The following is a 13,275-nucleotide window of genomic DNA, read 5'->3' as shown; positions in this document are numbered from 1 at the left end:
TTGCTTATTAACAGTTGTTACTAAAGCGTGATCCGCTGTGAACAAGCGATATTTTTGCTTTATTTATAGATGATCACCTTCTTTAAACGTTCCTTTTGCAATCCGGATATGTGCCAGGTGATGTTCAGCATGCCAGGCATAGATGCCAATATTTGTTTTTAATGAAATAAGAGCATTCGATTCCGGATGTCTGAATTGTTTTTCCAACTCTTCCGGTGTCAGGTTTTTTATCAGGACTATCCATCTTTCATGGAGTCCTTCCAGAATCCTGACCGAGCACATAACATCTACTTTGCCGTAATCCGGCAATTCGGCCCACAGATCTTCCGCATAGGCCTTGATAGTCGGTGTATCTTCTGTCAGAGCCAGTTTAAATCTGATCAGACTATTCATATGACTATCAGCACAATGATGTACCAGTTGCCTTATTGTCCATCCTTCCGGCCGGTAGCTTTGTTCCAGTTCCTTCTCCGATAAATCCACAACTTCTTCCTTTAATTTTTGAGGAAAGGATTCCAGTATTTTTAGCCAGCCATCTATAGTTTGCCGGTCTATATCTAAAGGCGGGACAAACTTCCCGATCGGATAGCGGAGTTTATCCATATGATGCTGCATATGTCATTGATTTCTTATTTCTGTTCATAAATAAGTTGTACAACACCGGATTTGAATGTATTGGTCCGGATAAGATTCAGTTGCACACGGTCTTTTAAATTTTCAAATAGAGGTTTGCCACTTCCCAGCGCTACCGGATGAACAGAAATCCTGTAGATATCGATCAGTCCCATTTGTATAAATGACCGTATCAGGCTGGCTCCGCCGTATAACCAGATATCTTTTCCACCCTGTGCTTTGATCTCAGATACCTTTTGTGCAATATCGGAGTGAACGAAAGTTGCATGCTCATCTATTCTGGTCTGACTGCTGAATACAAATTTTTGTTTGCTGTGGATATCATTCCATAACTGTTTTTCTACAGGTTCAGCATCTGTTTCCGGTTGATAATTACCCCATGCGTCATAACTGACACGACCATAAAATATAGTATCAATACCCGACATAAACCCGGCAAAGTCCATGTCTTCATCCATTATGCACCAATCGATTTCTCCGTTGGGGCCTTCAATAAATCCATCTAAAGTAACAGCCAGATCTAAAATTATTTTCTTCATATTTATTTGAATGCTTAACAGCCCATCGGAACATTTATAGTAATAAATTTGGTGACGGGTTTACCATTATCTTTATGTTGTCCGGTAATACGCAATTGATATCGGCTGATCCATACAGCACTTGGATATTCATTCGGAGATTTTATACTTTCAATTAGTTTAAACCAATCCCTGCCGCAGTGTTCTTTTGCTGCCCGTTGCAGATCTTCTATCGCTACATCCGGAAATTTTGTGTAATCTGCTTCTGTATAGCTGTCACATATGAACTGCCCCTTGTTGTTTAGCTTTAAGGTGTTCCATTCGGAATAAAAATGCTTCCATTCTGTCAGATCACAGTGCGGACCTTCATTCATAATCGTGATACTCGTTTCATAACGCTGTTCAACTTTCAGTCCAGTCAGTTGACTGTCTGATATGCGGAGAAGCTGTCCTTCTATAGTTTCTCCCATTTCAGCTCCGATTTGTACAGAATCTGTGTTTCGGATAGCTGTCGAACGATCTTCTTCGTAGACGACCAGCCGATTAAATGTGACCGAAAACTCGTTGAATCTGAGCCTCGTTGCTGTATCCGGAATCAGCTCTTCAGCAGGTTTTAATTCATTGCTGACCACACTGTCCGCAGACATAGTGTGCTGTTGTATAGTTTCCGTTTTGTTCGTTGAAGACGGATTGCAGGAACAAAATATACGGAGCGCAGAAAGGATAAGAATAGAAGGAAGTATGTTCATAATACTCATTTGGTATAAATATAACATTAATGCTTTGGTTTGGAACGCATAAAAATAAAATTCTTCCTGTTGCAAATACTGTGTGTTTTTTGATGTCTTGAAAATAAGTTAAGGGTCTTCGTTATTTCTTTTTGCAGCTAAGGAGGACATGTTACGGTTATAGTATTACCACTTCGAACTAAATCGTTTTCGTGATCTGCGCAATCGGTTGTGCATTGGTTAGCTCTGTTGCTATGCCTACATTTACGTGAATAAACTGTGAATATATTATAAACAAATTATCAAATTTTATGAAAAGTAGGTTGCTATCAGAGCGGTACCAGCACAGGCTTTACTGGAAGCTGTTAATGTTGAGCCCGACACTCATTTTCGCCGTCCCGAATCAGTCCTTTGCATCGAAAGTAAAGACTGAAACTAATTTTTATTCCGTAGCATCCCAATCTACTCTTTCCGGAACAGTAAGAGATGAAGGTGGGAATCCCTTATCAGGTGTGACGGTGACAGAGAAGGGAACGCAAAATTCTGCCTCAACAAATAATGAGGGTAAATTTGAATTAAAGGTTACATCCGGTAGTGCGATACTGGTCTTTACCTTTATCGGATACGAGACTATAGAATTACCTGCTTCGGCAGTAGCTTCTGTGGTCATGAAATCGGCTAATGAAGCTTTGGAAGAAGTGGTAATCGTCGGCTACGGTGCACAGAAAAAATCAGATCTGACAGGTAGTATTGCTACGGTATCTTCTAAATCATTGGAAAATATCAATTCCCCGAATATCGTGGACAAACTGCAGGGTAAAGTATCCGGATTGAACATCAATACCGGGAATGCACGTCCCGGTACGACAGCGTCGCTTTCTATCCGTGGTGAAAATTCGATTTCGGCATCAAATGATCCGTTGATTATATTAGACGGAATTCCTTTCAGTGGTTCACTGGGAGATATTGCTTCCAATACCATCGAGAACATATCGGTATTGAAAGATGCTTCTTCCACTGCTATCTACGGATCCCGTGCCGCAAACGGGGTCATCCTTATTACTTCCAAAAAAGGTATGGCCGGTAAACCGCGCATGAGTTACAACGGATATTTTGGTGTGCAGAATGTAGAGCGCAGACTTGATCTTATGAACGGGGCTGAATACATTCAGTTTATGCGTGATTATCAGATCTCGAAAGGCAAAACAGGTGATCAGTTGAATCCTGAAAACTACCTGTTTGCTAATGTATTGCAGCAATACAGAAAAGGAGAAGAAGTCGATTGGCAGAATGTGATCTTTAATGATAATGCTGCGGTTCACGAACATCAGTTAAGTTTTTCGGGAGGAAGTGATAAGTCAGATTATTATGCGTCAGTTGCTTATCTGAATCAGGACGGCTTGGTGAAAAACACACCGTATGAGCGTTTTAATTTTAACCTGAACCTGAATCAACACCTGACATCATGGATGAAACTGGGGCTGGCTGTACAGGCTTCTCAAGGTAAACGTAACGGTGTACAGCCTTCTATCGATAATGCCGTAAAAATGAGTCCTTACGGAATCAACAGAGATGAAAATGGCAATATCGTAACCTATCCGATGTATGCACAAACCTTATATCCGCATCCTTTTGCGGACGAAAATGGTATCAATGATGATATCAAAAGAACAGTATACGCCAATACTTTTCTGGATGTCAAATTACCGGTCAAAGGGCTGAGTTTCAAAACTACTTTCGGAACGAATTATCAGAATATGGAACAATCTTACTACTATGGTTCTAATACACTGAACGGTATGGGAGTAAGAGGTAAAGGTGAAATATATAATAACAATAGGTATGACTGGACCTGGGAAAATCTCCTGACATACGACCGGTCATTCGGAGATCATAAACTGAATATCGTAGGATTATATTCCGCATCAGAGTCTCAGGAGAAATGGTCCCGTCTGTATGGAGAAGACTTTGTCGCAGATGTAGGATACAACAATCTGGGATCAGCTGCCAAAAACCAGAAGATAACTTCCGGTCTGACCAATACGGCACTTATCTCGTATATGGGAAGAATCAATTATGGGTATAAAGAACGTTATTTATTGACATTGACAGGTCGTTCAGACGGTTATTCTGCATTCTCTAAAAATGATAAATATGCATTTTTCCCATCTGTAGCAGGTGCCTGGGTGATTTCAAAAGAAGATTTCTTTACCTCAGAGTTGATCAATACCCTAAAACTGAGAGCTTCTTACGGTAAAAACGGTAATCAGGCTGTAAGCCCTTACCAAACATACAACCGCTTATCCAAAATAGATTATCTGTTTGGTGACGGCGCTACTGTATCAAATGGTCTTGTTATGAATTACAATGGAAGAGGAAGTACGAACCTGAAGTGGGAGACGACCAACTCTTTAAACGTAGGTGTGGATTTTGGTATTTGGAATGATCGTATCAGTGGTAATATAGACTTCTACAACGCTAAGACTTCAGATTTGCTGATGAGCCGCCTGGTACCTGTTATGAATGGATACAATACCATTATGAGTAATATCGGACAGACTGAAAATGTCGGTATAGAGTTAGGTTTGAATACTAAAAACATTATAAAAGATGATTTTACATGGTCATCCAGCATTAATTTCGCCTATAACAAAAATAAGATTGTAGAGTTGCGGGGCGATGGTAAAGACGATCTGACAAACGCGTGGCTGATAGGTCAGCCTATTCGCGTATTCTACGATTATAAAGTAATAGGGGTATGGCAGAAAGAAGATGATATTGCGAACTCTCATCAGCCGGCTGCAAAACCGGGAGATGCAAAGCTGGCGGATATAAACGGAGATGGCAAGATCACAGCAGCAGACCGTACTGTAATGGGTAATAAAGTACCCGTCTATACATTGGGCTTCGGAAATGAATTTACGTATAAAAAATTCTCCCTTTCTGTATTTATGAACGGCGCATTTGATGTAACAAAAGAAGATAACTTCAAAAATATCGAACGTTTCCTGCCTAATAACGGAGCTAACTACCTGGCAGATATGGCGTACTGGACTCCTGAACGTCCGAGTAATGACATTCCGTCTCCGGGATACACACCTGTGAATAACCACAGCTATTATCTGAATGCTTCATACTGGAGAATCCGTGATGTATCATTAGGATATACCTTTAGTGGTGAGCGTCTGGAGAGACTTAATATTGGTTCGATAAGAGCATTTATCAATGGACGCAATCTGTATACGTTCACCAATGTAAAAGGATTCAATCCGGAAGCATTAAATGTGAGCACCGTTACAGGAAACCCGACCAATACCAATATCCTGTCTCCATATCCATCTGCGAGAACTTTCTCACTGGGTGTCAATGTACAATTTTAACGGTTTAGATCATGAAAGCAATTAAGAATATAACATATTTATTAGTAGCTACAGCAACACTTTCAGGCTGTAGTAAAGATTTTTTAGATGAAGATACAAGCGGGTTTCAGGCTCCTGACAATACGTATACCACTACAAATGGTTTTGAAACCGGACTGACAGGTTTATACGCTTTTGCCAGACTGGAGTTTCAGACCTGGACCAATGATTTCTTTACTCAGGGTGCTACACCTCAGGAATCGCTGCAGGTAGGTACAGATATTGTCGCTATTAAGACTACAGGTACAGACGCTACTTTGGCTCCGTTCTCCAACTACACCCTCAATCCGGCTTCCAGTTATGTGCGTAATTACTGGAAATTCAGCTACGGACTGATTGGAAATTCTAATCTGATCCTGACTGCTCTGGATAATCCGGATATCAAATGGACAGATCCGGTAAATGATCCGAAAAGAGTTCGTGCTACAGCAGATTTCTTCAGGGCTTACGGATACCGTTATCTGGTGAGTCTGTACGGAGATGTGCCATGGGTGGATAAAGTGTCGGAAACACCGAGAACAGATTTTACAAGAACTCCGAAAGCGGAAGTGCTGCAGCACATGATTACGGATCTGCGTTATGCATCCGAAAATCTTCCGGACAATCCGAATACAGTCGCAGACGGTAAACTGACGAAATGGGCAGCCCTTCATTACCTTGCTGAAGCGTATTTATGGGCAAATAAACCGGATTCAGCTATTATCGCAGCTAATGCGGTAATCAATTCAGGTTACTTTAAACTGAATGATCAACGATTCGGAGCAGAAAAAGATAATGCAGGTGATTATTTTCACGATATGTTTATCGAAAAAAATCAAAACCGTAAATCTGGAAATCAGGAAACTATCTGGGCAATACAGTTAGAATACAACAGCCAGGGAGGTGGAGATCTGTATACGGACTGGAGCAAACGTGCATGGGTTCCGTTTTACTCGCAACAAACGGGTTTTGTATTAGCAGATTCGTTAGGTGGCCGTGGTCTGGGACATATCCGTCCGTTTGACTGGTGGCTGAATGGTTATGAAGCTCAGGATGTACGTAATTCCAAGTATAATATTAAAAGAGACTGGTATCATAACGATCCGAAAAGTCCGCTTTTTGGTACTAAACTTAATATTACACAACAAATCAAAGAATCCGGTAACGTGTTTGCCACAACGACCAAATTCTTCTATGGCAAAACTGCGGACAATCCGGCATTTGAAGGTAACATGAAAGATCGTGTAAAAGTACGTCTTGCAGAGACATATCTGTTACTGGCTGAAGCGTACCTGCAGAAAAGTAATCCCGGATTAGCTGCCGATGCTATTAATGTGGTAAGAGCAAGAGCAAAAGCTACACCAGCCTCCGCTGCGCAGGTCAATGTGGACTACCTTCTTGATGAAAGAGCAAGAGAGCTTTTAGGGGAAGAGATGAGAAGAATGACACTTTCCAGATTTGGAAGAGAAGTGTTTTTGAGAAGGGTAAAAGATCTCAATACACAATCAAAAGCAGCAATTAAAGAAGGAAATGAGCTGTGGCCAATTCCTCAGGAAGTAATCGATGCCAATTCTGATGCTGTTTTCCCACAGAATCAAGGTTATAATTAATACAACCATCATATCAGGTATAAGAGTCCGTTAGTTAAGTGCTAACGGACTCTTTTATTAATGGGGTCTGGCTCTGGAAATTGACAGCATGAATCGGTCTCTTCGTACATTCGGCCCGTAATTATTCCTTTCATAACTTGATCACAGGGGATCTTCTACGTATTCAAGAATGTCAGCAGGTTGACAATTGAGCGCTTTGCAAATGGCGTCTAACGTGCTGAAACGTATAGCTTTGGCTTTCCCTGTTTTGAGAATGGAAAGGTTAGAAAGCGTTAGTTCTACTTTTTCTGACAGCTCGTTGAGCGACATTTTTCGCTTTGCCATCATTACATCTAAATTCACAATGATTGGCATAGTTAAATCGTCAGATCGTTTTCAGTTTGTAAATCAACTCCTTTTTTGAAAATAGTCCCGATAATATAGACTACAGCTCCCATCAGAATAAATGCTTCCCCATCGGTCCAGAATTGCTCCAAGTTGCCGGCAATACTATCATGATGCACTAATCTTTTGGTGATTTGTCCACCAATGTAAACCAGCAGTCCTGTGGAAAGCGTATAATAACTAATCAATAGAATCTGGCGGGAAACTAAACTGTTGAATGGTTTTGTTAAATCTATCTTATGCATGAGTTCCAGGACTATATAAAACAGACTTGTCTTTAAGTAACAAATAGTTAAAATAAAGACGTAGATTCCATAGAAACCGAATTTATTCTCTTTATACATCATCGTTAAGTCCAGCTTCTGATAAAGCTTGGGGACAAATTCGGGTTTGAAAATGCTGAAAAGAAGATTTACAAATAAGCCAATCATTTCAATGAATAAACCGATAAAAATTATCCATGTGATGATATACAAGGCTTTAAACACGAAGTTATTTGTTTTTGACATAACCTTTAAGTTTATAATAATGTGGTAAATGTAATAAATAATTATTGATAAACAATAAATTTTGATTTTAATTCAGTAAAATTTTATTTTTTATAGTTTGTGTTTTTAATACGGTAACCATCTTCAAAACATTTAAAATATTTCCTAATTTCGTTCTATGATTACATTTCCTAATGCGAAGATCAATATAGGTTTGCACATTGTAGAAAAACGTGCTGACGGGTATCATAATCTGGAAACCGTATTTTATCCTTTGCCCGTATATGATGTTCTGGAGTTTGTGGAAGCAAAACAAGAAACTGCTTTACATACTTCAGGTATACATATTCCGGAAGGAGGGACGAACCTTTGCCTGAAAGCATTCGATCTGCTAAAGGAGAATTTTCAACTTCCTGAGCTGGAAATTTATTTACATAAGCATATTCCTATCGGAGCCGGATTGGGAGGTGGATCTGCGGATGCTGCTTTTTTTCTCAAATCTGTAAATGATAGCTTTGGGTTGAAATTAACAACGGCGCAGCTGTGTGATTATGCAGCCAGATTAGGTGCCGACTGTCCGTTTTTTATCGAGAATAAACCTGTTTACGCTTATGATATCGGCACTTCCTTTGAACCGGTTGAACTGGATCTGAGTTCGTATTATATCGTTATGATAAAGCCTGATATACATATCTCTACAGCAGAGGCTTATGCAAACGTTTCTCCACAGGTATCAGATGTGAATCTCAAAGAAGCTGTACGTCTGCCCGTACAGGAATGGAAATTCTTGATCGGCAATGATTTTGAAGACGGTCTGTTTGAAAAATATCCTTTAATAAAATCCCTGAAAGAAGCGTGTTATGAGTCGGGAGCACTTTATGCATCTATGTCCGGTTCAGGATCAGCTGTATATGCAATTTTCAAAGAGAAGGTTAATGTAGATCATCTGCAGCAATTCGGACACGTGTATTACCCCACCATATTGTAATATCATTGCTTGAAATTAAATTTTCTGCTGGAAGTACATCTGTAAGAACTTCCTCAGGACAAGAGTTTTATAGTCCAGGAGCTGCAGACATAAAGAATAAAGGCGGCAGCTCCTTTGAAGACAGAAACACCTATCCGGATAGGTTAATTATATTGAAGTTTTTAGTAAAATGTAATAAAAATTATGAAACGTATTATTGTAATTTTAATAATGACAATATCAGTATTTTCTTCTTGTAAGAAAGATGACGATAATCTTATTATTGGAAATTGGCAAACAGTAAAAGTAGGGAATAAAGACTTTAATTATCCAATCTTTAGCTTTAAGAGTAATGGAGAGTTTTCTGAGCAATGGAGTAAAGACAACACTAAAAGAAATGGATTTTATACTTTAAATGGAAAGGAATTGATACTTAATGATGATCTAATGTTTGAAATTGTTAGTTTATCTCATAATAAATTAGTTGTATTTGTTAGTGGAAGAAAAAATAATGATGACCCGATGATTGGGGGAGAGCAAATGACTATGAAGAAACTTTGATATATCTGTTTAAATATTTAAAATGTGCATCAATAAAAACATCATATTCTTGCCAACTAAGAAAGTGTATGATATTGTATTATCCGAAAGCCGTTTTTCTCTCCTTGTTAAGGTGAGATCCCGATTTTATCAGGAGAAAGATTGAAAAATGAAATATAGAATATTCATGTAAGGTACGGGCATTACGCTCGTACCATATAGCATGCTTTTGATTAAGCCTGTTTTTTCAGATTCTTTTCGCCAAGTACCCAGCTTGCTTTTTTAGGAGGCTGTAATTTCAGTATACGACTTTCTTCTGCATGTCTTCTGATATGACTTATAGCCTCATCGATATCGTCTGTAAATAGGATTAGCTCCTGATCATCAGGACTGATTGTACCTGCCAATGCCATCGTCGCAATGTGCTCCTGAACATGCCGGTGATATTCCAGGCCCATAATTACGATGGGGAACTTTTTTATTTTACCTGTTTGGATCAGGGTGATAGTTTCAAAAAGTTCATCCAGTGTGCCAAATCCTCCCGGTAGTGTAATAATACCAAATGAATATTTGCGAAGAAGCTCTTTCCGGACAAAAAAATACTCAATATTGATATACTTATCCAGGTAAGGATTAGGATGTTGCTCGTGCGGAAGTACAATATTACAACCTACAGAAGGGCCGCCCGCATCTCTTGCTCCCCGGTTAGCAGCTTCCATTATTCCTGGTCCTCCACCTGTCATGATCGTAAACCCCAATCTGGAAACTTCTGCTGATACCTTTCTGGCTAATGCATAATAGGGATGATCTTCCTTAAACCGGGCAGACCCGAACACCGTAATGCAAGGTCCGATAAAATGCAGGGCACGGAATCCTTTAATAAACTGATATACAACTCCGCCTACATATTTTAGTTCCCGCCATCTGCTGCGGGCTCCTTCCATAAACTTCTGTTCCTCTTTTAAAAATATATTCTTCATATACGGCATTAATGCTCCGTTTCCACCGGACTGTTCACAAGTTCGTTTGCTTCTTTCAGGATTTTTTTAGCTTTTTCAGGATTTACATGTATACTTTGCAGAATACTGGGATTATCAAGTAATTCTTTGACCAGTATACATTGATTTTTGAGTAACATGCCTTTTTCACTGTCGCTCAGACAGGTTAGACAAGTCACCGGATACAGTCCGTTGTCATCTACACGTACTTTGATACTGCTGTTCTTAGGGTAATTCCAGGAAAGCAGATTCATCTTGTAATATTCTCCGAAATCCGTAGAATCTGATGTGAAATATGCATTTGTGACAAGCCATCCTTCAGTAAAAGTATATTCACCGCCAAAGAAACTAAAAGGAAGATTACTGATATCTTTGACTCTTGACATAAAATACATAGGTGTAGTGACCGAAATTTTGGCTTCAATATCATTTCTGAATTTGCATTCTACAGCCAGCATTTTATCTCCTTTGAGCGCTACTACATCTATTTCATGTGTCACAGCATGTCCCTGTACTGTCTGACCGTTAATACTTTTGTATCCTTCATCTGCAAAGAGACGGGCGATCCATTTTTCAAAATAAAAACCTTCAGGACCTAATTCACGCAATGCCTTTTTGAGACTATATCGTGCAGCATAAGAATCTCTTTGATTTTTGAGCAGATCAAAAGCAAGTTTATATAATTCTTTAGTGGATATGCCATCATAAAGATTCTGCTGAATAGATTGAAATACGTTTTCTACATCCTGGTCACTTGCACCTGATCTGGAGAGAGATTGTTTTAGACTATTTGGTTCGAAGGGAACTAACTCTCCCGAATGTTTTTTTACCTGCATAAAGTGTTCTGTTGTATAATGATCGTCAGGATCCTTAAAGTCCTAAGCGGTATGGTTTGAAAAATTTAACTAAATTTTAGGATTCTCCTCAAAACATAAAATAAGACTATTTGTTATAAAGTTATAATAAAGGAGCAAATTATGAGCAATATATTGAATTTAGCTTTAGAAAAAGTCAAGGATAAACTGGACACAGGTTGTGTTGATGGAAATGTCGGCAATTCAGAGCGTGTTCTGTCTGTAGTAGCAGGAGGGTTTATTCTTGGTATCGGTATTCGCAATATTTTCAAAAGCCCGTTGACCGGATTTTCTACATTGACCTTGGGCGGAGCTCTGGTTTGGAGAGGAGTAACCGGTAAATGTGTAGTGAAAGACACGATAGCAAAAGCTACAGGTGAACAGGATGTCACTGTAATAGAGCATCGCTATTTTGTGAAATAATACCGTCAGGATCCGGAGAGAGATCCGCAAGCACTATAAACAACAAAGCCATTGCAAATCTGCAATGGCTTTGTTGTTATACTATAAAATAACATCACTTATTTTATATCTAAAGAATTGCTTCTGAAGTTCTTTTATCAGATTCTATATCCTGTATACGAATGCTCTCTTTGGGAGCAATGACAGATTTTCTTCTAAAACCCTTATTACGTATTGCTACTACTGTAGTATTATCTTTATACAGATTCCAGTTCATCAATAATACACTGATCAGTACGACAACTAATCCAGAAATCTGCAGACTGGTCACCACGTGATCAGAGAAAAAGTAGGTAAGGATTACAGCTACGATAGGATTGACATAAGCATACGTACTCACTTCAGTAGCCGGTCTGACTTGCAGTAACCAGATGTATGAGCTGAATGCCAGAATAGATCCGAATACAATCAGATACGCTAATGCCCACCAGTTGGCGGTAGTTACAGTAGTGTAATCAAAGCCCGCATATTCGCCATTGCTAAATCCTACGATCGTAAACATTACCCCGGCAATCACCATTTGCCACGCTGTCTTGACCATGACATGAAGATCTTCTTTCTGATCTGATGGCTGATCGGCAGATTTGTTTTCCTTTTTTGCACTGTACTTAGAGTATAATGATCCTACGGTCCAGGATATCGATCCCACTACCATCGCGATCATAGCCAGTAAACGGACTGTTTTTTGAGAAGAACCATCAGAAATCATCAATTGTTCACCAAATAACATGACCACACCCAGAAATCCCAGAAAAAGACCTACAATAGTAGGAACACTGGTAAAGTTTTCTTTCCATTTGGATTTGTCCAGCAGTACAAACCATATAGCTGCAGCAGCAGACATAATGGCTACTATTCCACTGGATATATGCTGTTCTGCCCAGATAACAGCAGCCATATCAATAAATAAGAGTAAAAATCCGACAACCAATGCGTCACGAACAGCTTTCTTTTGAAAGAGTTTGTACCCCTTGATTTTGCAGTAGCTCATTAAAATAACACTGGCTGTTATAAAACGTAATGATCCTAATACAAACGGAGGGAAGCTATGAAGCGCCTTTTCAATGAAGAAAAACGTAGATCCCCATACAATATACACGACTGCATAAGCTGCGATGACCATCGCGCCATGGTTTGATTTTTTTAATGTTGCATTTGCCTGCATGATAAATACCTCCTTTATTTACTCCTGTTATTCAGGAATAACCACTTTTTGTTCTTCTTTGACCGTTTGTAAAACGATCGTAGTGCGGGTAGAAATAATTCCGTCGATCTTCGAAAAAGTATTACGCATTAAATCGACAAGACCAGAAGAGTCATTTGTTCTTACCTTAATCAGGTATCCGTCATCTCCGGCGATATCATGTACTTCTTGTACTTCAGGAATTTCAGCAAGTAATATGCCTACACCTTGTTCACCGATAATGTCATTTGCCTTGATAAAGATAAAAGACAACAATTTTTGATCTACAGCAGCGGGATTGATCTTAGCATTGTATTGTAAGATAATATTTTTTTGTTCCAGCTTCTTTACACGTTCCAGAATTGCCGAAGGAGCCATGCCCAGTTCTCGCGCAATATCTGCATTGTTTGTACGTGCATTGTCCTGCATAATACGCAGGATCTGAAGGTCAATCTGATCTAAATTATATTCTACTTTTGCCATTCTGGTGCAAAGGTAAGTATTATTGAATA

14 protein-coding genes are annotated in these 13,275 nt (G+C 39.2%); 5 read left to right on the top strand and 9 right to left on the bottom strand.

What is annotated here, in order from left to right; genetic code table 11:
* Nucleotides 1–63: 63 nt before the first annotated feature.
* Genes B4B65_RS13635 through B4B65_RS13625 form a run of 3 tightly spaced genes read right to left on the bottom strand, consistent with a single transcriptional unit; the run spans nt 64 to nt 1,909 of the window.
* Nucleotides 64–615, bottom strand: coding sequence for a YfiT family bacillithiol transferase (locus B4B65_RS13635; RefSeq protein WP_293916128.1), 552 nt, complete (start codon nt 613–615; stop codon nt 64–66).
* A gap of 14 nt (nt 616–629) precedes the next feature.
* Nucleotides 630–1,172, bottom strand: coding sequence for a dihydrofolate reductase family protein (locus tag B4B65_RS13630; protein WP_293916127.1), 543 nt, complete (start codon nt 1,170–1,172; stop codon nt 630–632).
* A gap of 14 nt (nt 1,173–1,186) precedes the next feature.
* A complete protein-coding gene (locus B4B65_RS13625; RefSeq protein WP_293916126.1) occupies nt 1,187–1,909 on the bottom strand; it encodes a hypothetical protein in 723 nt (240 codons plus the stop codon).
* 281 nt (nt 1,910–2,190) lie between these two features.
* On the opposite strand from B4B65_RS13625, the gene B4B65_RS13620 reads away from it, so the two are divergent.
* Nucleotides 2,191–5,259: a SusC/RagA family TonB-linked outer membrane protein gene (locus tag B4B65_RS13620; RefSeq protein ID WP_293916125.1), complete on the top strand. Its 3,069-nt coding sequence runs from the start codon at nt 2,191–2,193 to the stop codon at nt 5,257–5,259.
* 11 nt (nt 5,260–5,270) lie between these two features.
* A complete protein-coding gene (locus B4B65_RS13615) occupies nt 5,271–6,887 on the top strand; it encodes a RagB/SusD family nutrient uptake outer membrane protein (RefSeq protein ID WP_293916124.1) in 1,617 nt (538 codons plus the stop codon).
* Nucleotides 6,888–7,028: 141 nt separating this feature from the next.
* Here B4B65_RS13615 and B4B65_RS13610 read toward each other — a convergent pair whose 3' ends face one another.
* Nucleotides 7,029–7,241 carry a helix-turn-helix domain-containing protein gene (locus tag B4B65_RS13610; RefSeq protein WP_201679543.1) on the bottom strand — a complete coding sequence of 71 codons (213 nt, stop codon included), beginning with the start codon at nt 7,239–7,241 and terminating at the stop codon, nt 7,029–7,031.
* A 2-nt stretch (nt 7,242–7,243) separates the two neighbouring features.
* The gene (locus B4B65_RS13605) at nt 7,244–7,780 is read right to left on the bottom strand and encodes a DUF2975 domain-containing protein (RefSeq protein ID WP_293916123.1); all 537 of its coding nucleotides are present in this window, start codon (nt 7,778–7,780) and stop codon (nt 7,244–7,246) included.
* A gap of 157 nt (nt 7,781–7,937) precedes the next feature.
* Between B4B65_RS13605 and ispE the strand changes: the two genes are divergently transcribed.
* Together ispE and B4B65_RS13595 are read left to right on the top strand one after the other, a co-directional pair.
* Nucleotides 7,938–8,747: a 4-(cytidine 5'-diphospho)-2-C-methyl-D-erythritol kinase gene (gene ispE, locus B4B65_RS13600; RefSeq protein WP_293916122.1), complete on the top strand. Its 810-nt coding sequence runs from the start codon at nt 7,938–7,940 to the stop codon at nt 8,745–8,747.
* Between the two features lie 183 nt (nt 8,748–8,930).
* A complete protein-coding gene (locus tag B4B65_RS13595; protein ID WP_293916121.1) occupies nt 8,931–9,287 on the top strand; it encodes a hypothetical protein in 357 nt (118 codons plus the stop codon).
* Nucleotides 9,288–9,499: 212 nt separating this feature from the next.
* Here B4B65_RS13595 and B4B65_RS13590 read toward each other — a convergent pair whose 3' ends face one another.
* Together B4B65_RS13590 and B4B65_RS13585 are read right to left on the bottom strand one after the other, a co-directional pair.
* A complete protein-coding gene (locus tag B4B65_RS13590; protein WP_201679533.1) occupies nt 9,500–10,246 on the bottom strand; it encodes a TIGR00730 family Rossman fold protein in 747 nt (248 codons plus the stop codon).
* Between the two features lie 8 nt (nt 10,247–10,254).
* Nucleotides 10,255–11,100, bottom strand: coding sequence for an ATP cone domain-containing protein (locus B4B65_RS13585; RefSeq protein ID WP_293916120.1), 846 nt, complete (start codon nt 11,098–11,100; stop codon nt 10,255–10,257).
* Nucleotides 11,101–11,241: 141 nt separating this feature from the next.
* Between B4B65_RS13585 and B4B65_RS13580 the strand changes: the two genes are divergently transcribed.
* A complete protein-coding gene (locus B4B65_RS13580) occupies nt 11,242–11,541 on the top strand; it encodes a YgaP family membrane protein (protein WP_002994663.1) in 300 nt (99 codons plus the stop codon).
* Between the two features lie 109 nt (nt 11,542–11,650).
* On the opposite strand, the gene B4B65_RS13575 is transcribed toward B4B65_RS13580, so the two are convergent.
* Together B4B65_RS13575 and B4B65_RS13570 are read right to left on the bottom strand one after the other, a co-directional pair.
* A complete protein-coding gene (locus tag B4B65_RS13575; protein WP_293916119.1) occupies nt 11,651–12,745 on the bottom strand; it encodes an EamA family transporter in 1,095 nt (364 codons plus the stop codon).
* A gap of 27 nt (nt 12,746–12,772) precedes the next feature.
* Nucleotides 12,773–13,246 (bottom strand): Lrp/AsnC family transcriptional regulator, encoded by a 474-nt coding sequence (locus B4B65_RS13570; protein ID WP_002994666.1) that lies wholly within the window; start codon nt 13,244–13,246, stop codon nt 12,773–12,775.
* Nucleotides 13,247–13,275: the final 29 nt, after the last annotated feature.

This window comes from Sphingobacterium sp. UBA5789 (assembly GCF_002418355.1).
Taxonomy (GTDB): Bacteria; Bacteroidota; Bacteroidia; order Sphingobacteriales; family Sphingobacteriaceae; genus Sphingobacterium.
The sequence above is the reverse complement of the archived record's forward strand: the minus strand, read 5'-3'. Positions and strand labels throughout refer to the sequence as shown.